24 protein-coding genes are annotated in these 25,091 nt (G+C 33.8%); 10 read left to right on the top strand and 14 right to left on the bottom strand.

Annotated features, from left to right (window positions below):
- Positions 1-50: 50 nt before the first annotated feature.
- Both ACOQFO_RS17975 and ACOQFO_RS17980 read right to left on the bottom strand, forming a co-directional pair.
- Positions 51-752, bottom strand: a complete 702-nt coding sequence (locus ACOQFO_RS17975; RefSeq protein WP_421691052.1) for a Type 1 glutamine amidotransferase-like domain-containing protein — start codon at positions 750-752, stop codon at positions 51-53.
- 695 nt (positions 753-1,447) lie between these two features.
- The gene (locus ACOQFO_RS17980) at positions 1,448-1,891 is read right to left on the bottom strand and encodes a TlpA family protein disulfide reductase (RefSeq protein WP_421691053.1); all 444 of its coding nucleotides are present in this window, start codon (positions 1,889-1,891) and stop codon (positions 1,448-1,450) included.
- 440 nt (positions 1,892-2,331) lie between these two features.
- On the opposite strand from ACOQFO_RS17980, the gene ACOQFO_RS17985 reads away from it, so the two are divergent.
- From ACOQFO_RS17985 to ACOQFO_RS18025, 9 genes are all read left to right on the top strand, one after another.
- Positions 2,332-2,874: a helix-turn-helix domain-containing protein gene (locus ACOQFO_RS17985; protein WP_421691054.1), complete on the top strand. Its 543-nt coding sequence runs from the start codon at positions 2,332-2,334 to the stop codon at positions 2,872-2,874.
- Between the two features lie 18 nt (positions 2,875-2,892).
- The gene (locus ACOQFO_RS17990) at positions 2,893-3,993 is read left to right on the top strand and encodes an ABC transporter ATP-binding protein (protein ID WP_421691055.1); all 1,101 of its coding nucleotides are present in this window, start codon (positions 2,893-2,895) and stop codon (positions 3,991-3,993) included.
- Positions 3,983-4,792: an ABC transporter permease gene (locus tag ACOQFO_RS17995; RefSeq protein ID WP_421691056.1), complete on the top strand. Its 810-nt coding sequence runs from the start codon at positions 3,983-3,985 to the stop codon at positions 4,790-4,792. The genes ACOQFO_RS17990 and ACOQFO_RS17995 overlap by 11 nt, the downstream gene beginning before the upstream one ends.
- Positions 4,793-5,593 carry an ABC transporter permease gene (locus ACOQFO_RS18000; RefSeq protein WP_421691057.1) on the top strand — a complete coding sequence of 267 codons (801 nt, stop codon included), beginning with the start codon at positions 4,793-4,795 and terminating at the stop codon, positions 5,591-5,593.
- Positions 5,590-6,666 carry an ABC transporter substrate-binding protein gene (locus tag ACOQFO_RS18005; RefSeq protein ID WP_421691058.1) on the top strand — a complete coding sequence of 359 codons (1,077 nt, stop codon included), beginning with the start codon at positions 5,590-5,592 and terminating at the stop codon, positions 6,664-6,666. The genes ACOQFO_RS18000 and ACOQFO_RS18005 overlap by 4 nt, the downstream gene beginning before the upstream one ends.
- Before the next feature lie 185 nt (positions 6,667-6,851).
- Positions 6,852-8,066: an MFS transporter gene (locus ACOQFO_RS18010; RefSeq protein WP_421691059.1), complete on the top strand. Its 1,215-nt coding sequence runs from the start codon at positions 6,852-6,854 to the stop codon at positions 8,064-8,066.
- 174 nt (positions 8,067-8,240) lie between these two features.
- Positions 8,241-9,578 (top strand): sigma-54 interaction domain-containing protein, encoded by a 1,338-nt coding sequence (locus tag ACOQFO_RS18015; protein ID WP_421691060.1) that lies wholly within the window; start codon positions 8,241-8,243, stop codon positions 9,576-9,578.
- 353 nt (positions 9,579-9,931) lie between these two features.
- A complete protein-coding gene (locus ACOQFO_RS18020) occupies positions 9,932-11,254 on the top strand; it encodes a GntP family permease (RefSeq protein ID WP_421691090.1) in 1,323 nt (440 codons plus the stop codon).
- Between the two features lie 66 nt (positions 11,255-11,320).
- A complete protein-coding gene (locus tag ACOQFO_RS18025; protein WP_421691061.1) occupies positions 11,321-12,088 on the top strand; it encodes a 3-hydroxybutyrate dehydrogenase in 768 nt (255 codons plus the stop codon).
- A 42-nt stretch (positions 12,089-12,130) separates the two neighbouring features.
- Here the strand turns inward: ACOQFO_RS18025 and ACOQFO_RS18030 are convergent, their stop codons facing one another.
- From ACOQFO_RS18030 to ACOQFO_RS18085, 12 genes are all read right to left on the bottom strand, one after another.
- On the bottom strand, positions 12,131-13,249 hold the full coding sequence (locus ACOQFO_RS18030; RefSeq protein ID WP_421691062.1) for an N-acetyldiaminopimelate deacetylase: 1,119 nt from the start codon (positions 13,247-13,249) through the stop codon (positions 12,131-12,133).
- Between the two features lie 13 nt (positions 13,250-13,262).
- Positions 13,263-13,979 (bottom strand): 2,3,4,5-tetrahydropyridine-2,6-dicarboxylate N-acetyltransferase, encoded by a 717-nt coding sequence (gene dapD / locus ACOQFO_RS18035; protein WP_421691063.1) that lies wholly within the window; start codon positions 13,977-13,979, stop codon positions 13,263-13,265.
- Positions 13,980-14,155: 176 nt separating this feature from the next.
- Positions 14,156-15,034 (bottom strand): LysR family transcriptional regulator, encoded by an 879-nt coding sequence (locus ACOQFO_RS18040; protein WP_421691064.1) that lies wholly within the window; start codon positions 15,032-15,034, stop codon positions 14,156-14,158.
- Between the two features lie 132 nt (positions 15,035-15,166).
- The gene (gene cbpB / locus ACOQFO_RS18045; RefSeq protein WP_421691065.1) at positions 15,167-15,607 is read right to left on the bottom strand and encodes a cyclic-di-AMP-binding protein CbpB; all 441 of its coding nucleotides are present in this window, start codon (positions 15,605-15,607) and stop codon (positions 15,167-15,169) included.
- Between the two features lie 253 nt (positions 15,608-15,860).
- Positions 15,861-16,106: a short-chain dehydrogenase gene (locus ACOQFO_RS18050; RefSeq protein ID WP_421691066.1), complete on the bottom strand. Its 246-nt coding sequence runs from the start codon at positions 16,104-16,106 to the stop codon at positions 15,861-15,863.
- A gap of 623 nt (positions 16,107-16,729) precedes the next feature.
- The gene (locus ACOQFO_RS18055; protein ID WP_421691067.1) at positions 16,730-18,910 is read right to left on the bottom strand and encodes an RNA degradosome polyphosphate kinase; all 2,181 of its coding nucleotides are present in this window, start codon (positions 18,908-18,910) and stop codon (positions 16,730-16,732) included.
- Positions 18,911-18,917: 7 nt separating this feature from the next.
- Complete coding sequence (locus ACOQFO_RS18060; RefSeq protein WP_421691068.1) at positions 18,918-20,453, bottom strand: Ppx/GppA family phosphatase; 1,536 nt, start codon at positions 20,451-20,453, stop codon at positions 18,918-18,920.
- A gap of 278 nt (positions 20,454-20,731) precedes the next feature.
- On the bottom strand, positions 20,732-21,634 hold the full coding sequence (locus ACOQFO_RS18065) for a chemotaxis protein (protein ID WP_421691070.1): 903 nt from the start codon (positions 21,632-21,634) through the stop codon (positions 20,732-20,734).
- A gap of 146 nt (positions 21,635-21,780) precedes the next feature.
- Complete coding sequence (locus tag ACOQFO_RS18070) at positions 21,781-23,112, bottom strand: MFS transporter (protein ID WP_421691071.1); 1,332 nt, start codon at positions 23,110-23,112, stop codon at positions 21,781-21,783.
- A 67-nt stretch (positions 23,113-23,179) separates the two neighbouring features.
- Positions 23,180-24,052, bottom strand: a complete 873-nt coding sequence (locus tag ACOQFO_RS18075) for an NAD(P)-dependent oxidoreductase (RefSeq protein ID WP_421691072.1) — start codon at positions 24,050-24,052, stop codon at positions 23,180-23,182.
- A 311-nt stretch (positions 24,053-24,363) separates the two neighbouring features.
- Positions 24,364-24,537: an aspartyl-phosphate phosphatase Spo0E family protein gene (locus ACOQFO_RS18080; protein ID WP_421691073.1), complete on the bottom strand. Its 174-nt coding sequence runs from the start codon at positions 24,535-24,537 to the stop codon at positions 24,364-24,366.
- 34 nt (positions 24,538-24,571) lie between these two features.
- Complete coding sequence (locus tag ACOQFO_RS18085; protein ID WP_421691074.1) at positions 24,572-24,760, bottom strand: hypothetical protein; 189 nt, start codon at positions 24,758-24,760, stop codon at positions 24,572-24,574.
- Between the two features lie 127 nt (positions 24,761-24,887).
- Here ACOQFO_RS18085 and ACOQFO_RS18090 point away from each other — a divergent pair, with 127 nt between their 5' ends.
- Positions 24,888-25,079, top strand: coding sequence for a YkvS family protein (locus tag ACOQFO_RS18090; RefSeq protein ID WP_421691075.1), 192 nt, complete (start codon positions 24,888-24,890; stop codon positions 25,077-25,079).
- Positions 25,080-25,091 lie beyond the last annotated feature (12 nt).

Consider the following 25,091-nt stretch of genomic DNA (forward strand, 5'->3'; position numbering starts at 1 on the left):
GCTGTAGTCATTTTAACTTACGTCTTTCGTTTTGTAAAAAAAACAATTTTTTAGACCAGCTTTCCTAAAAATTTGGTTTCTAGCTCCGTTTCTATTATTGTTCCATCAAATTCTACTTGATATGCTTTAGCATTTGGTCTCGAACTAATAATTCTTTCTATTTTTTCGTTAATATAATGAATTCCGACTCCATCATCTGCTGCAATACCCGATTTTAATTGCTTCGAGGAAATTAATGAATGATAAGCGGGTCTTCTATCTTCTTCTCCATCGTAATGCGGACAGTGACTCCCACTAATGAAACCTAGACCACAAATTGGTTCTAATTCATCTCCAAATGAATCAGTAACTCCCTCTTCATACCAACAAATAGAACCTGCACTTAATCCAGAAAGAATGACCCCTTCCTGCCAAGCCTTTTTAATAATTCTGTCGAGCTCCCATTCTTTCCATAGAGCAAGGAGGTTTTTAGTGTTTCCTCCACCAACATAAAGGATATCTTTATCAAGTATGTAACTTTCTAAATCTCTTGTCGGAGGTTTAAAAAGTGATAAATGTGACGGCTCACAATTTAGCTTTTGAAATGAATGATAAAATCGTTCTATATATCCTTGTGCATCTCCACTTGCAGTTGGTATAAAGCAAATTTTTGGTGTTTCTTTATTCGATTGATTTAAAATATATTGGTCTAGTGCAAGGTTATCAGGCTCCATAGAGAAGCCTCCCCCACCTAGTGCAATAATCTGTCTCATATTCTGCTCCCCCTTAACTTCACTCTTTTATCCCAATTTCTGGGATTCATTTATCAACGGCAATCTATTTTCTCTATCAAATTAAATTGGCTTCATTGTATTTTCAACACGTCAGCTGATATTTCCTTTCTAAGTAGCATAAATTCCTTTGAATAATTGATTTATAACATGTTGATCTGATCAATCCATTATTCTCAACTAATAGAGTTGGTCTGATGTAATTTTGATTAAAGTTTTTGGCATTCGCTTTATGAAGACCACTTCTGACGTGGTTTCATCCAAAAACGGTCTTCATCTCCCTTATGAAGACCACTTCGGCAACAGTTTCACCTGCTAATGGTCTTCATCTACTTTATGAAGACCATTTCAGCCGAGGATTCTTCCGAAAACGGTCTTCATCTCCCCTCTGAAGACCACTTCAACTACAATCCCACCTGAAAACGGTCTTCATCTCCCTTATGAAGACCACTTCGGCAGCAGTTTCACCTGCTAGTGGTCTTCATCTACTTTATGAAGACCACTTCAGCCGAGGATTCTTCCGAAAAGGTCTTCATCACCCCTCTGAAGACCACTTCAACCACAATCCCACCTGAAAACGGTCTTCATCTACTTCAACAGACCCTTCAATTACCCATAAAAATAACAAAGAAACACATAGATTAAGAATCCATGTGCTCCTTAATATCTTATCTCCTTTACATTTCACTAATTAATCGATTTAATCTCGTTTCAAGCATCCTTAGACCGCCTCCACCAGATTGGAAGTGGCGTAAAAGACCATGATGATCAAATAAATAGTACCCAGGAACATATTCGTTTTCGAAAAGTTTGGTTAACTTCAAGTTATTATCAATGTAAATCGGTTGTTTCATATTAAACTTTCTTGCTATGTTTTGAACTACTTCTAAATTTGTATCTTCCCTTGAACGTGGCATATGAACTGAGATGATGTTGAGATTGTCTTTATAACGATGAAGTAGGTAGTTTACATCCTTCATTTCTTCTTTACATAAATAGCAACTAACTGACCAAAAATGTATAAGAGTCGGTTTTTCGCCAATAATATCATCACGTCTAACATCCCCGTTTAACCACGCTGTTGCACCGTCCAATGTTGGCATTGGTGAACGTAATCTCATCGAATTTTCCTCCTATAACATTAAATAAATGAATTACCTCTAAGGTATTAATTGATATCCATATCCGGAATGTTCTTCTATTAATTAACCATTGAACAAACTGTCGTAGTTATCTGTAGAAGATAACCTATTACATACAAAAATGAGTTCATCCCCAAACAAACCATTTACATGCTCACCTTTATTAATAAATTCAAATTGTCTTCATTCTGTTCATACAAAATGACCATCCTTTTATTAAAATCCACTATAGAAAAATTCTGATGTCGGAATATGTACTAAGAAATCGAAATTGGGTAAAATATTTTAGAAAAACATATTGAATATTCCCATATTTTATGTATAATGATACTCGTTATTGTAAACTTTAGGTTTTGTATTTGTAAACTTCTTAAACTAAAAGTTTATGAAGACTAAACTGAGAAGGAGCAAGAGACACAATGCAAATTGGAAGAAAAATTAAATCCTTACGCCTTAAAAAGGGACTAACACAAGAGGAACTTGGTGAAAGAACGGATTTAACAAAAGGCTATATTTCTCAGCTAGAAAGAGATTTAAATTCACCGTCTATCGATACACTATTTAGTATTCTGGAAGTTTTAGGAACTACACCGAAAGAATTTTTTGATGATCCAACGAAGGAAGAAAAAATTGTTTATAACGAGGACGATCAAACAACTTATTACGATGAAGAAAAACAATACGAAATTAAATGGTTAATCCCTACATCTAATGATAAAGAGATGGAACCGATCTATTTATCCCTTGAAATAGGAGGAGAATATAAATTATTCGAGCCTTCTCTAGCCGAAACATTTATTTATGTATTAAAAGGTCGTATACGGGTTGTCATTGGAGAAGAAGAATATATAGCGAGTGAAGGAAATGCTGTTTATTACGAGGCATCAAGTAATCACCAAATATTCAATGCACACAATGGAAAAACTGAGTTGTTATTAGTAGCAACAGAATCTTACTTATGAGGCTTGGAGGCGAGAAATTTGAGTAATACAATCATCCGTTTTGAAAATGTAACAAAATCTTATGATGATGAAGTCGTATTAAAGAATGTCAATTTTGAACTAGAAAAAGGAAAATTTTATACGTTATTAGGTCCTTCAGGTTGTGGTAAAACAACGATATTACGAATGATTGCTGGATTTACAGAACCGACATCTGGGAACATCTATTTTAACGAAAAGAAAATAAACAATGTACCTGCCAATGAAAGACAAGTAAATACAGTATTCCAAGACTATGCACTTTTCCCTCATTTAAATGTATATGAAAATGTTGCCTTTGGGTTACGTATTAAAAAAATGAAAGAAATTGAAATTAATGAACGTGTACAAGAGGCTTTAAAATTCGTAAACTTATCTGGTTTTGGAAATCGTGAAATATCTGAAATGTCTGGAGGTCAACGCCAACGTGTTGCGATTGCTCGTGCAATTGTCAATGACCCAGAAATCATTTTGTTAGACGAACCTCTTTCAGCGCTAGACTTAAAATTACGTTCAGAGATGCAATACGAACTTCGTGAATTACAACAAAGATTAGGTAAAACGTTTGTATTTGTTACTCACGATCAAGAAGAAGCATTAGCGATGTCAGATGAAATCTTCGTCCTAAATGAAGGAGAAATTCAGCAATCTGGTACTCCAGTTGATATTTATGACGAACCGATTAATCGTTTTGTTGCGGACTTTATCGGAGAATCAAATATTGTAAATGGTGTCATGATTGAAGATTATAAAGTTCAATTCAATGGAAAAGTATTCGATTGTGTCGATAGAGGGATGAAACCGAACGAAAAAATTGATGTAGTTATTCGTCCGGAAGACTTAGAAATTACAACAGTAGATAAAGGAAAGTTAGTCGTTAAAGTTGATACTCAGTTATTCCGTGGGGTTCATTATGAACTATCTACTTATGATAAAGATGGTAACGAGTGGTTAGTTCATTCATTAAAAAAAGCAGATGTTGGACAAGAAATTGGCTTAGACTTCGATCCAGAAGCAATTCATGTAATGAGATTAAATGAGACAGAAGAAGAGTTTGATAAACGATTAGAATCTTATGGAGAAGAAGAAAATGACAAATAAAGCATCTAAAGGTTCTTTATTTCCTTATATTATCTGGATCGCTCTTTTTGTAATTGCACCAATCCTATTGGTACTCTATTACTCTTTACTGGATTTAAATGGTCAATTTACAATCGCAAACTATGTAAAATTCTTTTCACCTGCCTATTTATCAATGACTTTCACAAGTTTTTGGTACGCATTTTTAATAACATTATTTACATTAATCATTGCGTATCCGACTGCTTATTTACTAACAAAAACAAAACACAAACATCTGTGGTTAGTATTTATCATCATTCCATCATGGATTAATTTATTATTAAAAACGTATGCGTTTATCGGTATTTTCGGATTGTACGGTCCTATTAACGCATTTGCAGAAGTATTCGGTATTGAACCAACACAAATTCTCTTTACAGATTTTAGCTTTATCTTTGTCGCAGTTTATATTTTTATACCATTTATGATCATTCCAATTTTCAATGCCTTAGATAAACTAAATCCAACACTTGTTTATGCTGCAAGAGATTTAGGCGCAAATCGAATTACAACATTTCGCCGTGTAATATTTCCATTAACAATTGAAGGGGTTAAGTCTGGAATACAAGTTACTTTCATCCCTGCCCTTTCTCTATTCATGATTACTCGACTAATCGCTGGTAACCAAGTGATTACATTAGGTACAGCGATTGAACAACAATTCCTAGTTGCACAAAACTGGGGTATGGGTTCGACAATCGCAGTCTTCCTTATTTTATTCATGGTTATTATCATGCTATTTACAGGACAGAAAAAATCGAAAGGAGGCCGCGTATAAATGAAAAAATTATCAGCTGGTGCAAAGATTTATTTAGTAATTGTGTTTTTTGTTTTATACGCGCCAATTTTCTATTTAATTTTCTATTCCTTTAATAGTGGTGGGACAATGAATAGCTTCGAATCATTCACTTGGGAACATTATCAAGCAGTGTTTGAGGATTCAAGACTATTAGTTATTTTAATTAATACAGTAATCATAGCTTTACTCTCAGGTTTAATCGCAACGATTATCGGTACATTAGGTGCTATTGGAATTGTTTCAGTGAAAAACAAAAAAATGAGAAATACACTTTTATCATTTAACAATGTCTTAATTGTTAGTCCTGACGTTGTTATCGGTGCCAGCTTCTTAATTTTATTTACAATGATTGGGGTCAAGCTTGGCTTCACATCAGTTCTAGTTTCTCATATTGCTTTTAGTGTTCCAATTGTCGTATTGATGGTATTACCTAAGTTACTTGAAATGAATACAAACTTAATCGATGCAGCACAAGATTTAGGGGCTTCAAAAAGAGACGTATTAACAAGAGTTATTCTTCCTTATATTAAGCCTGGCATTTTCGCAGGATTTTTCATGGCGATCACTTATTCGCTTGATGATTTCGCAGTTACATTTTTCGTAACAGGAAATGGTTTCTCTACACTTTCAGTTGAAATTTACTCTATGGCAAGAGCTGGTATTACATTAACAGTGAATGCTATTTCAGGTATTGTCTTTATCGTTACGATTCTAATTGTAATTGGTTACTACTTCGTAACGAACCGCTCGAAAACTAGACATGCGGAGGTGCGACAATGAAATCATTAGTTCAAGCAACAATTGCCATTATCGTATCTTGTATTGTTCTTTTCATTGTTGCTCACCAATTAGAAGCTGGTGGAACTCAAGGTAGTAATGATACCATTACCGTTTTTAACTGGGGAGAATATATCGATCCGGATTTAATCGATCAATTTACAGAAGAAACTGGTATAAAGGTCATTTATGAAACATTTGATTCAAACGAAGCGATGATGACGAAAATTCAGCAAGGTGGTTCAGCTTATGATATCGCTGTCCCATCTGAATATGCGATTGAAATGATGAAAGAAGATGATCTTTTACTACCAATCGATCATTCGAAAATTCCAAATTTGAAAAATATCGACCCATACTTTTTAAACTTATCATTTGACCCAGGAAATGAATATTCTATTCCTTATTTTTGGGGTACAGTTGGGATAGTTTTCAATCCAAATGAAATCGAAGAGCACTTAACATTTAAGTCTTGGGAGGATTTATGGGACCCTTCACTTGAAGGAAAGGTATTTTTAGTGGACGGTGCTCGTGAAGTAATGGGAATGGGGCTAAACTCATTAGGCGAATCTTTAAATGCAAAAGATGACGCATTATTACGTAAAGCTACTGATAAATTAATCTCACTATCCCCAAATATTAAAGCAATCATTGGTGACGAAATTACACCACTTATGATTAACAATGAAGCAACTGTTGCCCTTACTTGGTCTGGTCAAGCTGCTGATATGATGTGGGAAAATGAAGACCTTGACTTTGCAGTTCCAGAAGAAGGTTCGAATCTTTGGTTTGATAACTTTGTTATTCCAAAAACAGCTGCTAATATTGATGGCGCTCATGCATTTATTAACTTTATGTTAGATGCTGAAGTATCTGCACAAAATAATGATTATGTTGGTTACTCTACACCAAACGCTGCTGCAATGGAATTAATGGATCCTGAAGTTATTGAAGATGAACGCTTCTATCCAAATGAAGAGTTACGTGAGAAATTAGAAGTTTACGAAAATCTTGGCCTTGAATGGTTAGGAAAATATAACGAGTACTTTTTAGAATTCAAAATGTCATTAAGATAATATGTTTAATAATCCACCCTACTTAAGGGTGGATTATTTCGTCATGTTCACTTGCATAAGTATAGTTATGCGGAAGATCTTATGATAAGCTATAGTTTGTATTAAATGCGGGCGATTATCCCACTATTCAAAAATTAGATAAAACAAAAGTAAACCGTATTGTGTTTACAAAAGGAGGTGGCCTCTTGACTCAAAAGGCCAAAAAATTAGCATTACTGATTTTAATGTTCAACCTATTTATTACGATGGGTGGTATTGGAATTGTTATTCCGGTTTTACCTTCATATCTTGAGATTTTTGGTGTAGGTGGCCAAATACTAGGCTTTTTAATTGCTAGTTTTGCCTTAGCACAGTTTTTATTTTCTCCGATTGCAGGTGACTTATCAGACCGATATGGTAGAAAGATCTTTGTTATAATTGGTCTCATTATTTATGGTATATCCCAAATATTATTTGGTCTTGCTACTGAAGTGTGGGTTTTATTTATCGGAAGGTTCTTAACAGGTCTTGGTGCAGCCTTTATCATGCCTCCTGTAATGGCTTATGTTGCCGATATTACTACTGATGAAGAACGTGGTAAAGGAATGGGTCTTTTAGGAGCAGCCATTTCACTCGGTTTTATGATTGGACCTGGAATTGGCGGATTTTTAGCAGAAGTGAATCTACATTTTCCATTTCACGTATCTGGTGTTACAGCTTTAGTTGCGGCCCTATTATCACTTATTATTTTGCCGAATGTAAAACCACACGAATTTAAGACTAAACAACAGTTAGAGGCAAAACATCAACCAAGGGAAAATTTATGGCAACAACTAGTTCGTTCTGTTAAAACACCTTATTTTATATTATTAATTGTCGTATTTACATTTAGTTTTGGTATTGCGAATTTCCAAGCGACACTTTCCATGTTTTTAACATTAAAATTTGACTATACGCCAGCAGATATAGCCATTGTCATCACAGTTGGTGGCTTTGTTGGTGTTATTCTTCAAGTGTTCATTGTTGATATATTATTTAAAAAGTTTGGTGAAATGAAAGTTATTTTAGTAAATTTAATCGTTGCAGCAATTACAATGTTCCTAATGATTTATGTAAATGGATATTTTGTAATTTTAGCAGTTGCTACACTTTTCCAAATTGCAACGATCTTTATCAGACCAGCAGTAAACACATTAATATCCAAATTAGCTGGCCATGACCAAGGTTTTGCAGCGGGAATGAACAATGCATATATGAGTTTAGGGAATATGGTTGGCCCGGCTTTAGCAGGTGTTCTACTAGAGTGGAGTTTACCTTCACCATACATTTTAGGTGCCATTATTTTACTAGGCTGTTTTGCTTTAGCCTATGGATGGAATAGAAAAAAAGCACTAACAATATTACAACCAGAAGTTAAATAAACACTAAAAGAGCAATCAAAAAAGGAAACTTTTCTGATTGCTTTTTTCATTGATTCCTCCATTGATCTTCCATAAAAAATTACTCTTCCCTTTTCTTTTACAACATTCATCTTTTCTATCACATCTCTCATAAAATAGAATAAGAACACTATGAATGAAATACGAGGTGATTGAATGGAAGATTGGATTAGTAAACTATCTACACCCGTCATTGAGCAAATACTTGAAACCGCCTTTTTATGGTTTGTTGTTGTCGATCGAGATGCAAAAATTCTCTATATTAATGAAGAATATTGCCAATTTCTTGAGGTGAAACGTGAAGACGCAATAGGCAAGTATGTAGGAGATGTAATTGAAAACTCAGAAATGCACCTTGTAATAAAAAAAGGAACTCCAGATATCGCAGCACCTCAGTTTATTAAGGGTACATATATGCTAGCAAATCGTGTACCACTTTACGTAGATGGTGAGATTGTTGGAGCATTTGGAAGTGTCATATTCCGAGATGTGAACGATTGGAAAAAGTTAAGTTCACATGTACGTAGAACATTAGAAGAGATAGAAAGAAACGTGCATGCTGGCGAAAATACATTCAATTGTTTATCAGATTTAATTGGAACTTCAAACTCTATTCGTAAGATAAAGGAAACTATTTCTTTGATTGCTAAAACGAATCTTCCTGTTTTAATTGAAGGGGAAATCGGTACTGGTAAAGAAATGTGTGCAAAAATCATTCATAGCCTCTCTGAACTTTCCGAAAAACCATTTATCAACATTAATTGTTCAACAATCCCAAAGGAGTTAGTAGAAATTGAACTGTTTGGAAAATGGGATGGAACTGCTATAAAAATTGGAAGAATTGCACAAGCAGATGGCGGTACGCTGTTTATCCATGAAGTAAATGAATTACCACTGACGAGTCAAGCTAAATTACTTAAAGTTATTCAGGATGGAATTATTCAACCTGTAGGAACAGATGACGAGGTTTCAGTTAATACTAGGGTTCTCTTAAGTTCAAATGTGTCGTTAATCGAACTAGTCAAAGCAAAACTTTTCCGAGAAGATTTGTTTTATCGTATTCAGTCCATTACATTACAATTACCTCCTCTTCGAGAAAGAATTGAAGATTTACCGGTGCTTATCGATACTTTCGTAAATAAGTTTTCTACCGAGGCAGGAAGACGTAAAATTAAAATTCACAGGAAAGCTTATTGGGCTCTTCAAAACTATGACTGGCCAGGAAATATTCGTGAGCTACAAAATGTTATTCAAGCAATTGTCCACTTAGTCGATGGAGAACAAATTACTGAAGACATTCTCCCCAACCATATACGTCGTAGGCAATCGAATTACAATCGATCTAGCGGAACTTTGGAGGAGATCTTAGATCATGTTGAAGGACAAGTGTTAAAAGAATATCTTGGGGTTGAAAAAGATAAATGCATCATTGCTGAAAAGCTTGGAATAAGCCGTTCCACACTTTATGAAAAAATAAAAAAACACAACTTATGACCTAAATTCCAATATTTCGGACGGAATTCCGAAATGTTGGAATTTTTCATTTCATTGATATGAACTATTTATCAATCTATTCGATTACAATTTCCGATTTTCTGGATTTCTATATCAATTTCCTGTTCACATTTTTGAAACATCTATGTGCATATAGTGAGGTATCTTCGAATTTGTCCCATTGTAAGCGTATTACTTTATCTATGTAAAGGAGTGAATTTTAAAAAAATAAAACAATAGACAAGCATTCTCTACTAAATTATTAAGCAATTTAATTTGGTTAATTTAAATATCTAAAAAGATTGTTAAAACTAATTATAAGTTATGGGGGTATCAAAATGGATGCAAGTACGATTTTGAGTATGATTGGCCTCATTGGAGGTCTTGTCCTACTTATTTGGTTAACGATGAAAGGTGTAAATATTATTATAGTAGGTCCACTTTCGGCATTATTTGTTGCTGTTTTATCTGGAATGCCTCTGTTTCCGCAACTTGCAGAAGAGGGTGTTGCAAACTTTGTAACGAGCTATATGACAGGGTTTACTGGATTCATTATGTCATGGTATTTAATGTTCCTATTAGGAGCAGTTTTTGGTAAAGTTATGGAAGATAGTGGTGCAGCAGATGCTGTTGCAAAATTCATAGTCGATAAAATGGGTATGAAATATGCAACTCTATCAATCGTTGTTGCCTGTGCCATCTTAACATATGGTGGTGTTTCACTTTTCGTAGTAGCATTTGCCGTGTATCCAATGGCTATTTCATTATTTAAAGAGGCTGATTTACCACGTCGTTTTATTCCAGCAACTTTAGCTTTAGGATCCGTTACATTTACGATGACTTCTGCAGGATCACCAGAAATTCAAAACTGGATTCCAATCGAATATTTAGGAACAAACCATTTAGCAGGATGGGAAGTAAGTTTGATCGTTGCTGTTTTCATGGCGGTATTTGGTTACTGGTGGTTGAAGCGAATTATTAAAAAAGCTGTCGACAAAGGCGAACGATTTATTGCTCGTGATACAGATCCAAAAATCGATTCGAACCGTTCTTTACCAAATCCAATTGTTTCAATGATTCCATTAGCAGTAGTATTAATCATCTCATTTATCTTCCACCATGATTTAGCCCAATCTGCACTTATTCTTGCATTATTAGGTGGAATTATTGCAACATTCATAGTTAGCTGGAAATATTTCAAAAATCCTTGGGAAGCAGTTTCACAAGGGACACTTGGAGCAATTGTTGCGATTGGTAATACTGCTGCAGTTGTTGGTTTTGGTGGTGTTGCAAAGGCGGTACCTGCCTTTACAGTTGCAGTTGATGCAATGACGAGTATTCCTGGTTCTCCATTAATCGGTGCTGCAGTTGCGGTATCCGTTATTGCAGGGATGACAGGTTCCGCTTCTGGTGGTCAAACAATTGCATTACCATTAATTGCACCGGGTTATTTAGATGCTGGTGTCAACCCAGAAGCACTTCACCGAGTAGTTGCTATCTCTTCAGGTGCATTAGACTCATTACCTCATAACGGATATGTTGTAACTACGATTCAATCCGTCTGTGGTGAAAAACATAAAGATGCTTACTGGTCTGTAGCAGCAACAACAGTTGTCACGCCAGCAATTGGTGTTGTAATTGCAATCATTTTATTCTCATTAGGTTTAGGCCTATAAACTTTAATCATTAGGGGTAATCACTGAGCCATGAATAATGGCTCTTCTTTTAGGGGGATGAATTAATTGGTAGATAATAGAGTTGTGTTCATTACAGGTTCAGCACAGGGGATTGGTTTCGAAATTGCAAAAGAGTTTCATTCAAAGGGAGCAAGTCTTGTCTTAACAGATAAAAATGAAGAAAAAGTTAAGGAAGCAGCAAATTCACTTGGTGAACGTGCAATAGGACTCTCTTGTGATGTTACGAACGAAGAAGAAATCATTACAGCAATTAATTCGGCAATCGAACATTTTGGACGTATCGATATTTTAATTAATAACGCAGGCATGCAGCATGTCGCAATGATTGAAGACTTCCCAACAGATCGCTTTGAATTATTAATTAAAATTATGCTAACTGCTCCATTTGTTACGACGAAGCATGTTCTTCCACATATGAGAAAACAAAAATTCGGACGAATCATTAACATTGCTTCCATTAATGGTTTAGTCGGTTTTGCTGGAAAGGCTGCCTATAATTCAGCTAAACATGGAGTTATTGGGTTGACTAAAGTAGCTGCATTAGAAACAGCCACAGATGGTATTACAGTGAATGCAATCTGTCCCGGGTATGTAGATACTCCTTTAGTCCGTAATCAGCTAAGTGATTTAGCAAAAACACGTAATGTATCTTTAGAAAATGTATTAGAAGAGGTCATTTACCCACTTGTACCGCAAAAACGTTTACTTGATGTATCAGAAGTTGCGAATTTGGTTTTATTTATTGCAAGTGAAGAAGCTAAAGGAATGACTGGGCAAGCAGTCGTATTAGACGGCGGTTACACAGTTCAATAAAATAAAAGGTGAAGAAAACAAAATCGTTTTCTTCACCTTCTTTTATAACGAGCGAATAAATTGTTCTACAAAGTTTGCATTAACGGATAATAGACTTTCATCTGGTGAAATTTTTGCATGATGTAAACCGTACTCACAATTTGCGCCAGCCCAAAATAATGCACCTGGTATTTCTTTAAGAAAATATCCAAAGTCCTCACCTGTCATTGCAGCAGGGCTTAATACCGCCTTACAATTATCAAATTGTTCTGCAAAAGATAATAACTTTTGTGCACATTCTTCATCGTTATTCACTTCGTAATACGTAGAACCATAATCAATGGCAATAGAACACTCGAAAGAGGCTTCTATGCCCTTACAGATTGCTTCAATACGTCGTTTAACTTCATCCATCGCTTCAGCATTTAACGTACGAATCGTACCTTCTAACCTTGCATTTTCAGCAATGATATTTTGGACTGTACCCGAAGTCATTTTACCTATTGTAATAACAGCACTTTCCATTGGGTCTACGTTACGACTAATAATCGTTTGTAATTGTATGATTAGATTAGCCGTAGCAACTGTCATATCACGTGTTTTATGTGGATAAGCAGCATGTCCACCTTTACCTTTTAAATCAATAAAAAGTTCAGAGGTATTAGCAAACAATAAACCTGGTTTTGTTGCTACAGTACCAATAGGATATTCTGGAGCAATATGTAGTGCATAAATTTCATCTGGTAGAAGATCTGGTCGTTCAGATTTTATCCATTCTAGCATTGGCTCTGCCCCACCTGGTCCTTCTTCAGCAGGTTGAAAATATACGATTACATTTTGCTTCGGTTGATTCGTTGCAAATGCATTTACAAGTGCTAATGCGATTGTCATATGGCAATCATGTCCACATGCATGCATTCTTCCTTCATGTATAGAAGCAAAAGGTAAGCCAGTTTCTTCATCAATCGGTAGGCCATCAATATCAGTACGCCATCCGATTGTTTTAGTAGGATTACTTCCACTTATTTTTACAACAATACCGGTTTTCCACGTTGTAATAGATAGGTGATCTTGTGGAACGGCGTTTAGTTGCTCTAATAAGTACTTTTGCGTTTTAAATTCTTGAAACCCTAGCTCGGGTATTTGATGAAGGTCTCTTCTAATTTGGATGATACTATCCATGGTTTGCACCTTCTTATATATTTCTTAAAGCATCAATAATTTCAGTTTTTGATTTAGTTTTTTCATCAATTTTCTTGATAACTTTTGCTGGTACTCCACCAACAACTGTATAAGGTTCTACATCAGAAATTACGATTGCACCAGCTGCTACTACAGCACCTTTACCAACGCGAATTCCTTCTAATACTACTGCGTTAGCACCAATCACAACATCGTCTTCAATAATAACTGGTTGTGCTGAAGGTGGTTCAACAACACCTGCTAATACTGTTCCGGCACCAATATGACAGTTTTTACCTACTGTAGCACGTCCGCCTAATACAGCACCCATATCGATCATTGTTTTTTCACCGATTTCGGCACCAATGTTAATAATTGCACCCATCATAATTACGGCATTATCCCCAATTGTAACTTGGTCACGAATAATTGCTCCTGGTTCAATACGTGCATTTTGATATTTTAAATCAAGTAATGGTACACCAGAGTTTCTACGATCGTTTTCTACTACGTAGTCTGTAATTTGATCTTCATGTTGTTTTAATGCAGCTTCGATTGTAGACCATTCACCGAAAACGATAGCACTTGATCCTTCTCCAAATACTTTTGTATTTTCACCATATGATAAATTAGCTACATTTTCACCTTTAACATAAACTTTAACAGGTGTTACTTTTTTTGAATTTGCAATAAAATCAATAATTTGTTGAGCATTTAATTTTTCTGTCACAAGAATTCCCCTAACTTTTAAAAATTTTTAGCATGTCAAAATTGTACAAAAAGTTGAACAAAATAGCACGTTTTTTTTGAAATAACTTTTAATTCCCTTACGATTTCTTACAAAATAAATAATTTTTTGCAGTCGAAATTAGTTTCATTGAATAATATATACCTTACCATTTATTATTAATAGATTGAATCTGCATGTTCTTTCACCACATCGACAAAAGCTGCTACTTGTCTTAATTCAAATGCAGATTCATAACCAATTAGCCATGTATCACGTGTTAAACCTATATCTTTTTCTGTATTTGATAGAGGTATTCGATTAACATTTTCTTCACCATTTAAAGTAATCGAAGGTAATATAGCATAGCCGATTCCATTCATCGCCATTTGTTTACATGTTTCAATTTGGTCTACAATTATTTGTCTTCTTGGATTGGAATTAAAGTGACGTTGCCACCAAAGTTGTATTTCCTGATAGTAGTTCGAATCACTCTTAAATTGAATAAATGGACGATCTGTCGTTAAAATATCATCAATCTTTGTTAATTCTTTATCTACTAAATACATCATATCTTGGAAAAGATGGATTCTTTTCCCTTTCCACTCTGCTTGTCCGCGTACGATTCCTACATGTGCTTCCCCTTCATATAGGGCTTTAATAATTTCAGAACTCCATCCTGTGATTAGTGAAATTTTCGCCTCTGGATATTTCGTCACAAACTCCTTTAATACCTTTGGAAGCCAATTTTGGCCAACAATCGATGCACAGGCGATTTTTAAAGTACCATGGACCTTTGAATTCATGGCTTGAATTGCTTCAAAGACTTCCTCTTTTCTAATAATTGTATCTATTGCATATTGAATTACAAGTTCTCCGGCCGGTGTTGGAGTTAGCCCTTTTTGTGACCTAAGAAAAAGCTTTGCACCCCAGTCCTTTTCAATTGATTGTAATCTTTGTGATAATGCAGGCTGTGTAAGGAATAATCTTTCTGCAGCTTTTCTCATATTTTTTTCTTCTGCAAGTATTTTTATAATTTCAGCTTCAGTTGCTGTCATCAAAACCCTCCTTCCCACAAGTGAGCGTCTCACATTCGTTCTATATTTAAGATTTTAACTAATTATCCGTTAAAAAAATCGACAAAATCCATATTACTTAGGATTTTGTCGAAATTTTTCTCTACCAAATTATTAATCAACTTGATAAATATACTTTTTTAGTTGTTTTAATATGACTCTTCTAGTCAATATCCCGACAAATGTACCTTCCTCATCAACTACACAAAGAAATGCGTGATTAATGACCAAATCTAATGCTCTTTGAAATGTATCCGTATTTTTTAAATGTACGACATCTGTATCCATAACATCATCAACTTTAATGGAACCAAGTTTATCATATTCAATTCGTTCTAATCCTAAAATAGATTCTGTGATCATCCTTATGCCAAGTAATCCATGAAGCCTGTATTTGACATCTAATACTGGAATAGAAGAATATCCTGTTTTGGTTAACACTAGTAGAGCATGTTCTGCACTATTACCAATTTGGACATGTGCAACCTTCTCCGATGGAATAATAAATTCACTAATCGGACTATCTAATAAAGCTTTAGTATTTAAAGAAATCATTCCCCATTGCCCCTTTTCTGCCCTATTTCAGAACAGGTACTACACTATTATCATATCATATTTGACCAAATTATGACCATGACAATAACCTTGGGTAATTTGTATACATTGAAAACATTTTCAATTCTATCCTCTTTAATAAACTTTTTGCATAAACTGTTTTCTAACAATAATAATCATTTATTAAATATAAGGGTTGTTTTGAAAGCTAAGTTTCAAAACAACCCTCAATGGCGTTCATCTTACGTTTAAATTAATACCCGTACCGTGACCAATAATAAAAGATCATGATGCCCGTAAATAAACCAAATATAATGTACATAATAAAGATTGGGTTCATCAACATTGGATGTTCACGGACATTTTTACTTATTGGTGTATCAGTAACTGTTGCACGATGTGACGTTTTTTTCATAACGGCAACAGTCATGTAGTAAGCAATACCAATTATGATAACACCAGTAATAATTAGAGGTATTGTCCAAAAATCCAAATCCATACATGTCACTCTCCTTTAGTTGAAGTATTTATAGTATTCAACCAAGGACTGTATTTATTCGAGTATAGCGCAACTTCATTTTTTATAATGATAAATGCAGTGATTGAATGGTCAATTGAACTTTTAACTTAATTGACGAAGTATTCTTGTACAATTTGAGTAACAGGTAAAGGTTTATTATATAAGTATCCTTGCCTGTTGGAAAAGTTCTACTAATAAAAGGCTCTTTATTAAATAAAGGATGGTCAATCAACAATTTAGGCATACCCATTGGAAAACCATTTAATGTATGATTGAAAATCGTTTGAAAATGTACTTTATATTCATGGTCAATTTGTTCCAGTCTTTTGCGAGCATTCCTCTTTCAAAATTATTAACTTTGTAAGTTTTTCAGCTTTTGGATTATTCATTTCAATTCGAATGCAACCACTTTCTTTTTTTTTTCAATGATCACAGCATCAAATGGATTTAGTTTAATGACTTCATTTAAGATTTGCTCCACTTGTTCTTGATGATTTTGTGACATTAATTTTCCTCCAAGTATTTACGAATGACGAGCTAAACATTGTTGTGTAGTCACAAATCTTTTAAGAATAAAGACTACACAACCATCCACCATTAAACTAATCCTCAACGATAACTCCGCTCATTACTTCTTCTATAAATAATTCTTGACTATTAATTGTATTCGCACTTGTTCGTTCATTCTTATAATGGTATTTTCCTGTTGAATCTTGTACTCTTGCTTTTAAATTGTCTGCTAATTGCAACAAGAAAATATTCATAATGCGCTCTTTTATGTCTTTTGAATAAATTGGGAATAAAATTTCCACTCGTTTTACCATATTTCGTGTCATCATATCAGCAGAAGAGAGATATACTTTGTTTTCACCATTATGATGGAACCAATATATTCTTGTATGCTCTAAAAAACGTCCAACAATACTTGAAACAGTAATACTTTCACTGATTCCTGGGATACCTGGACGTAAACAGCAAATACCACGAACTAATAATTCAATTTGTACACCATTAATTGATGCTTCGTAAAATTTCATAATTAGATCTTTATCGGTTAATGAATTCATTTTCGCACGGATAAAACCATTACCATACTTTTTATGACATTCAATTTCTTCATCAATCAACTTAATGAATTCATCTCGAATATCAAATGGTGATACTACAATATGATTAAATTTTGGTTTATCTGTATAACCACTTAAATAATTAAAGAAATTAGTAGCATCTATTCCAAATTCCTTATCTGTTGTTATAATTCCCATATCTGTATAAACTTTGGCAGTAGCGTCATTGTAGTTTCCTGTTCCGAGATGTACGAATCGTTCAATTTTTCCTTGTCTACGGCGAACAACTAATGTGATTTTGGAATGTGTTTTTAAATTGTTCATACCATAAATGACTAAACAGCCAGCCTGTTCAAGCTCTTTCGCCCAATGCACATTATTTTCTTCATCGAATCGAGCTTTTAATTCAACTAAAACGGTTACTTGCTTTCCGTTTTCAGCAGCCTGTTTTAATGCTTGTATAATAGGTGAATTACCGCTAACACGATATAATGTTTGTTTTATTGCCATAACGGTTGGGTCAACTGAAGCATCTGCTACAAAATCCACAATTGGTTCAAAAGATTCGTATGGATGGTGGAAAAAGAGATCCTGAGTTAATGCCTTTTCAAAAATATCCTCATCCGAATCCAAATCTTTCGGTTGTTGAGGTATAAAGCTTTCATATACTAAATGTTCACGACCAACACAGATTTTTTTTACAAAGCTAAATAGGAATGTTAAATCCAATGGACCGTCAATTTTAAATACATCCGTTTCTTCAATTTCAAACTCTTCTAATAAATAATCAAGAACTTCATCATTCATCTCACCGTCACGCACTTCTAAACGGCTTCCAAGTCCCCATTTACGCTTTTTCAACTCTTTTTCAATTTCTACTAGTAAATCTTGTGCGCCTTCTTCGTGAATGGTTAAGTCTGCATTTCGAGTTAAACGGAAAGCTTGCGTTGATTTCACTTTATAGCCAAAGAATAATTGATCAATATGGCTCGTAATGACATCTTCTAATAAGACGTACACCTTTTCACCATCTTGGCTAGGCACTTCTATAAATCGATCTAATACAGAAGGTACTTGTACAATTGCAACACGATCACTATGCTCTGCTCCAGCACTATGATCCTCTAGCATTACTAACAAATTTAATGTTTTCCCAAGTAATGTTGGAAATGGACGATAGGCATCGACTGCAACTGGTGTCAAAACTGGGAAGATTGTTTCTTCAAATAATTCATCAATAAATCTTTGTTGTTCACTTGTTAATGATTTAAAATCCTTCAAAAAAACATTTTCCTTTGATAATAGATCAAAGATTAGATGACGAAATACTTCCATTTGTCTTCTAACAAGTTTTTGTGTACGTTCTGCAATTTTCGTTAATTGTTCAGTTGGAGTTAATCCAGCTTTATTTTCTGGTTTATGGTAACCTGCACGGACTTGATCTTTTAATCCAGCAACACGAACCATGAAAAATTCATCTAAATTTGCACTAAATATACCGATAAACTTTAGACGTTCAAGTAGTGGATTATTCTCATCTTCAGCTTCTTCTAACACACGCTCATTAAAAGCTAGCCAACTAAGTTCGCGATTATTATAATATTCCGGTTTTGCAATTTCTTCTAACATCTTCAAATCTTTCTGTTTTGGATCCTTAGATTGTTCAGTAATATCGTTGAACTGATCTAAGGTTTCGTTCTCAAACTCCATATTCATCATTTGGTCACCCTTTCTCAATAAATTGAATCGTTACTGGTTGCTTAAAGATCCTCTCTAAATGCTTTTTCTGTCTCTCAGCTTGATACAATTCAGCAACAACACTCTTCTTGGCAGCCAATTTGACAATTATTCCATTCTCGTTTTTAACAAGTTTAATCTTTTTGACAATGTTCCGTTTGGAAACATTTAATGCGTAGACAAATTTTAATAATGCACCAAAATCGCGTAATTTCTTTAAATCTTCTTTAGACAGCCATGATTCAAATGGAGTAGCAAATCGTCTAAAATAATCACGATTTTTAAAAGATGCAAGTAAAGCTAATTTTACTTTTTCTTTATGATTGATACCAGCTACAGACTGATTTGCGATCAGGTAAAACGTATGTTGATGTGCAGAATCGATTTCAATATATTCTCCAATAGCATAAATCGATGCTGCTCTTTTAATCAGCTTATAATCTTCAAGATTTAATTCGAAGAAGTTTAATTCGCAACATTCCCTATATAATTGATCTGATAATGAGGCTAGCGTTTCGAGTTCTTCTTCTCCCCTGCCATATTCATATGCGAGTCTTTTGGCATTTTCTTCAAAAACATTATATTTATCAAATGCCTCTGGATTACTTTGAAGCACCCGATTAATAATGACACCTTCACGTAATCCTTTTTTACTTACTTGGAATTTGATTGACCCAACCACTTCCATCAGCACTAAAAAGACTTCTAAAGCAATGCCAATGATGTCTGCACGATCTGAAGATAACCCATCTAATTGTTTCAATTGTTCTAAAGACATGTTCCCGAAAAATTCATTTAAACCTACCAATTCATCTTTGGAAACTTCGTAATGATGAACTCCAGAGATTGGATAATCAACACGATGTTGGTTTACTTGAGCGATATTTCGAGCACTTCCACCAATTGCTATTACTGGGAAATTAACATTTTGAATCCAAGGAATGCTATTGAATTGATTTTTAATATATTGACGAAGAAGTTTTCTTTCGGATTCATTTATTGATTCGCCACTTACAAAATTTTGCTTTAGTGAAACTGTTCCAAATGGAAAGCTATATGTTTTTTGTAGTTTTTTATCTGAATATAAGGTAATTTCAGTAGACCCTCCACCTATATCAATTGTGACAGCAGATGGTGTGTCCATTGAATGCACGACCGCTAAAAAACCAAAATAAGCCTCTTCCTCTTCTGATAACAATTCAATCTTTAAACCAGTTTCTTTTTTCATTCTTGAAATGATTTTATTTTTGTTTTTTGCTTGTCGAATCGCAGCTGTAGCAACAGCTTTAATGTCCGTTATTTCATAGTCATCGATTACTTTTTTAAAAGCAGTTAACGTATTGGATAAGAGTTGTATTCCAGCTTCAGACATTTCACCGTCAGACTCAATACAACTTCTTAATCTCGCAACTGTTTTTAAATTTCCAAATTCACGAACACCTTCATTTTTATCATAGCTATAAAGTACAAGTCGAATTGTATTTGAACCTATATCAATAATTGCCGTTTTTAATCTTCTCATCTATTCACTACTCCCTTCTTGCAAAATTAGATTGGGTTTTAAAGGTTGAATGTGAAGGCTGGCCAAGAATATTATATGTAACGATGATAAATTATTAATTCTAATTGCACATTTGCGAAATCTATAAAAACACACTTTATGTATAGAATAGAGCAATACTAATCTAATTAAACTGTTGGATTTAAAATAAAAAGTCGGAAACCTTTAATAGGGATCCGACTTGATTTCATTTTCAATATAATATCTATTGGATACCCATTTCTAGATGACGAACTATATTACAAAATAAGTTCATCAACTTTAATAATTAATTCTGCAATTTCAGGTTTACTAATTTGAGCATCAGCTCCTACTTCCTCACCTTTAAACCTTAGATCATCTGTTATTAAACTAGAGAAAATAATAACCGGAAGTTTCTGTAAATCAGAATTTGTTTTAATTTTTTTCGTTAAATGATGACCATCCATTTGCGGCATTTCGATATCCGTAACAATTAACTGGACCGTTTCAGTGATATCAAAACCTGAATTAGCAATTGTTTCTAAGTAATGATAGGCATCTTTACCATTTTCAAAGAACTCTAAATTCACATAGCCAGCTTCATTAAAAGTATCATTTAATAATTTTCTTAGTAATGGAGAATCTTCAGCAATTACAATGCGTTTTTCGGAACGATTACGCTTCCCTAATTTACGTACAGAATCTACATTAATTCCAGAATTCGGGTTAATGTTCACCATTATTTTTTCAAAATCTAGCATTAGAATCATATTGTCGTTTTGTTTAATAACCCCAATGACTTGAGATGTACCACCTTGATACATATCAGATGGTCTTTCAATATCTTCCCATGAAATTCGATGTATTTGTGTTACGTTGTCTACATGAAAGACTACTTTTTGTTTATTAAATTCCGCTACGATATATTTTTGTTGTGCGCCATATGTTGCATTAGGTATTCCTAATACTTTAATCATATCAACGACAGGTAATACTTCCCCACGAAGTTGAATAATCCCTTCAACATGAGGATGGGCATGTGGAATAAATGTAACTGGGATTGGTTGGATGATTTCTTTTACTTTTATAACATTAATTCCGAAATGATTATTAGCAACATGGAATTCAATAATTTCTAATTCATTTGTTCCGGTTTCTAGTAAAATTCCTTTTGGTTCCAAAATGGTGTTGCCCCTTTCTAGAAAATACCTATTAACTTAATACATAAATTGTAACACAGCCGTTTGGTTTCTCATACAAGCTATTTTGTTACTAAATAGAGGACAATTTAAGTATGTTTCATTCGAAATATTACAAATTGAAAACTTTAAACTGAATGGTTTTGATTTGAACTTTGTCTAGCAGATAAATGAACGATAAGACCAATTATTGTCATAACAATTAAAGAACTAAACGCTAACCGACTTGCTAATGAACCATAGTCCTTGAATAATAGTGTAATTGTTCCGTAAATGGCTGGACCAATAATTGCAGATACTTTACCAGAAAAGGCAAATAGGCCAAAGAATTGCCCTCGTTTATCGTATGGTGTCATTTCTACAATTAACGTTCTAGAAGTTACCCACATCGATCCTAAAGAAACACCAAACATACTACCTGCAATCCAGAACATCCATTTTGCATTAGCAAAAACCCCAATGAATAAAGCAATGATCATGATGACAGCAACTATTGAAACTGCTTTTCTTGCTCCGATTGCTTTTGTAATGTAACCAAATATAAAAGAACCAATAATAGAAGCTACAGTACTTACTAAATATAGAATGATAAATTCTCCCGAAGTAAACCCTACAATAGCTGTTGCATACACTGTCATCATAGCTATTGTTGTTGCAATCGCATCGTTTAAGAAGAAATATGCAATCATAAAGATAAAAATTGCTTTGTATTTTTGCATCTCTTTAAAGGTATGAAAAATTTCCTTATACCCATCTATAAATCCTAATCGCTTACGTTCACTTTTAGGTACAGGTTGATCTTTATTTATAAAAAATAATGGTAAAGAGAATAATAGAAACAGAATTGCAGTAGGAATGAATGCACGATGATATCCACCGTCAGTAACAAGTAAATACACTACTAAACCAACAATTGTACCTAAATAACCTAATGCTACACCAAACCCTGAAATGAGCGGCATTTCTTTTTTTGTTCCAAGATCACCCATCATAGCATCGTAAAATACTAAACTCGAATTATAGAAAAACTTCGCTATAACAAAACTTATAACAACTAATAAAAAACTAAGAGGGATTCCACCTACAATAATATTACTATCAATTTCAGCGAGGATTCCCATTAAGAATGTAAAGAAAATTGAACAAGAAGCGAACCATACAATGAAACGTTTTTTATACCCGGTATTATCAATCCATACTCCAAATAAAGGAGAGAATAATACTATAAAGAAACTAGCAACTGCATTAGCGTAAGAAATAAAAGTACTTGCCACTTGTTTCATAACTTCGTCTGTTCCTAGTACTTCATTTGTATAGAAGGGAAAAAATACTGTCGTAATGTTTGATGAAAAGATCGTATTAGCAAAATCATAAAAAGCCCAAGACAAAATTGGAAGTGACATATATAAAGCTAGCTGACTACGTTCACCTGGCAGTTTTTTCTTAAGTGACTTTCCCATTGTTTTCGCTCCTTGTATTTTGACTTGTATCATTCTATGATTATAGTTTTTGTTTCATATGCAAGTTTCAGTCAATATAATACTTTAATAACGCTTGGGTTCCATTTTCTCCATAGCCACGATCTAATAATGTGTTATAAAGCTCTTTAGAAAGCTTTACTCCTGGTAAGTCAAGATTCATTCTTTCAGCCTCATCAATGGCAATTTTCATATCTTTAATAAAATGCTTTATATAAAATCCAGGATCAAAATTTCCGTTCAACATTTTTGAACCTAGATTAGACAATGACCACGAACCTGCCGCACCAGTTGAAATAGATTGCATAACTTTGTCCAAATCAAGTCCTGCTTTTAATCCATAAGCGATTGATTCACATACCCCAATCATATTTGTAGCGATTAGAAGCTGGTTACACATTTTTGTATGTTGACCATTACCCGACTCACCTTGATAAACAATATTTGAACCAAACTTTTCGAAAATCGGAAGGATTTGATCAAACGCTTCTTTGTCTCCACCAACCATAATCGATAATGTCCCATTTTTTGCTCCGATATCTCCACCAGATACTGGTGCATCTAAAGACGAAAGGCCTTTTTCTTTAGCTATCGAATATAGTTTCTTCGCTAATATTGGTTCAGATGTTGTCATATCTACAACAATAGCTCCTTCTTTTGCTGCTTGAAAAATACCATTTTCACCACAGTAAACTTCTTCAACATCGGATGGAAATCCAACCATCGTAAAAATGATATCCTTTTCTTCAGTTGCTTTTGCAGGCGTATCTGCCCACTTTGCGCCTAAGTCAATTAAAGTTTGAGCTTTTTCTTTTGTTCGTGTATAAACTGTTACTTCATATTGAGCAGCAAGTAAATGCTTTACAATACTTGTCCCCATCACACCTGTGCCGATAAAAGCGATTTTTTCACCTTTTAACATCTTTAACCACCTCAACTAATAATTAGAATAACTTTCTTGTAGTTTAACAAATAATAGGACACTTGTTTTAATTTTCAAAAAAATATTACGACAATTTTACAAATGTGGAGTTGGTTAATTCATTTTTTAAGATTTCATCATTGTGAGAAGGATGTAGTTATTTTAGTAAAAAGAGATTTGGGCACAAAAAAAGAGAGCCGAAAACCTATAGTTTTCAGCTCTTAAAGGGGGAAATGAGAATGTTGCTGTGTTCAAATATAATATAGCCAAAAATCTAATTATTAAACACTCAATCATAAATAATTTTCAAATTATTTTATAATCGAATTTTTTAAGAAATTCACTTCTAGCTCATATTGATTCATAATACGATCTAATTCACGACTTAAACGTATTGTCTTGTTATTTTGTAATCCGTTTTCCATACCTGACTGAATCATTAATTTTCTTTTCGATTCAAGTTTTCTTAATAATTCACTCTTCACAAAACCCCACCTTTTATATTAAAAGTAGTTTTTATTAAGCTCGGGGTGTTTCTAAGAAAGTGTAAACAACATTTCCGCCTTGCTTACCTTCACCATGAAAATGCTTAAACATCTCATCTTTAACTAATACTTCTCTAAATTGAAGAAATTCATCTTTTTCAATTTCTATACTACTAATTTCCCCATTTTTTAACTGTTCAATCAATTTTTTATATTTTTCCATATAAAAACACCTTTCTACTAGAATAAAATTTAGTTATTATCGATTAATTATTCAAAAAGCCCTTTACAATTCATTACTTTTCATGCAATATTTTTAAATATTATCCAGTAAAGGAGCTGCTGTTGGTATGAAAATTGCTGAAGTAGGAAATATTATTGAATTTAAAGACGGACGATTACAAGGAATTGTAGAAAAAGTAAACGAAAATTCCGTAATCGTTGATTTAACTATTATGGATAACTTTCATGACCTGGAACTAGAAGAAAAAACAGTAGTAAATCATAAACGATATAAAATTATCAATAAAGATGTTTATTAATATTCTATTTCC

The sequence above is a fragment of the Ureibacillus sp. MALMAid1270 genome, assembly GCF_049202975.1.
Lineage (GTDB): Bacteria > Bacillota > Bacilli > Bacillales_A > Planococcaceae > Ureibacillus.

Excerpts from the sequence above, each read along its gene's own strand:
- ACOQFO_RS18030 (WP_421691062.1), bottom strand. The coding sequence starts at position 13,249 with ATGGATAGTATCATCCAAATTAGAAGAGACCTTCATCAAATACCCGAG.
- ACOQFO_RS17995 (WP_421691056.1), top strand. The coding sequence starts at position 3,983 with ATGACAAATAAAGCATCTAAAGGTTCTTTATTTCCTTATATTATCTGG.
- ACOQFO_RS18000 (WP_421691057.1), top strand. The coding sequence starts at position 4,793 with ATGAAAAAATTATCAGCTGGTGCAAAGATTTATTTAGTAATTGTGTTT.
- ACOQFO_RS18055 (WP_421691067.1), bottom strand. The coding sequence starts at position 18,910 with ATGAATATGGAGTTTGAGAACGAAACCTTAGATCAGTTCAACGATATT.
- cbpB (WP_421691065.1), bottom strand. The coding sequence starts at position 15,607 with ATGATTTCTTTAAATACTAAAGCTTTATTAGATAGTCCGATTAGTGAA.
- ACOQFO_RS18070 (WP_421691071.1), bottom strand. The coding sequence starts at position 23,112 with ATGGGAAAGTCACTTAAGAAAAAACTGCCAGGTGAACGTAGTCAGCTA.
- ACOQFO_RS18050 (WP_421691066.1), bottom strand. The coding sequence starts at position 16,106 with ATGGATTTGGATTTTTGGACAATACCTCTAATTATTACTGGTGTTATC.
- ACOQFO_RS18040 (WP_421691064.1), bottom strand. The coding sequence starts at position 15,034 with ATGACAGCAACTGAAGCTGAAATTATAAAAATACTTGCAGAAGAAAAA.
- ACOQFO_RS18005 (WP_421691058.1), top strand. The coding sequence starts at position 5,590 with ATGAAATCATTAGTTCAAGCAACAATTGCCATTATCGTATCTTGTATT.
- ACOQFO_RS17985 (WP_421691054.1), top strand. The coding sequence starts at position 2,332 with ATGCAAATTGGAAGAAAAATTAAATCCTTACGCCTTAAAAAGGGACTA.
- ACOQFO_RS17975 (WP_421691052.1), bottom strand. The coding sequence starts at position 752 with ATGAGACAGATTATTGCACTAGGTGGGGGAGGCTTCTCTATGGAGCCT.
- ACOQFO_RS18015 (WP_421691060.1), top strand. The coding sequence starts at position 8,241 with ATGGAAGATTGGATTAGTAAACTATCTACACCCGTCATTGAGCAAATA.
- ACOQFO_RS18060 (WP_421691068.1), bottom strand. The coding sequence starts at position 20,453 with ATGAGAAGATTAAAAACGGCAATTATTGATATAGGTTCAAATACAATT.
- ACOQFO_RS17980 (WP_421691053.1), bottom strand. The coding sequence starts at position 1,891 with ATGAGATTACGTTCACCAATGCCAACATTGGACGGTGCAACAGCGTGG.
- ACOQFO_RS18085 (WP_421691074.1), bottom strand. The coding sequence starts at position 24,760 with ATGGAAAAATATAAAAAATTGATTGAACAGTTAAAAAATGGGGAAATT.
- ACOQFO_RS18075 (WP_421691072.1), bottom strand. The coding sequence starts at position 24,052 with ATGTTAAAAGGTGAAAAAATCGCTTTTATCGGCACAGGTGTGATGGGG.
- ACOQFO_RS18090 (WP_421691075.1), top strand. The coding sequence starts at position 24,888 with ATGAAAATTGCTGAAGTAGGAAATATTATTGAATTTAAAGACGGACGA.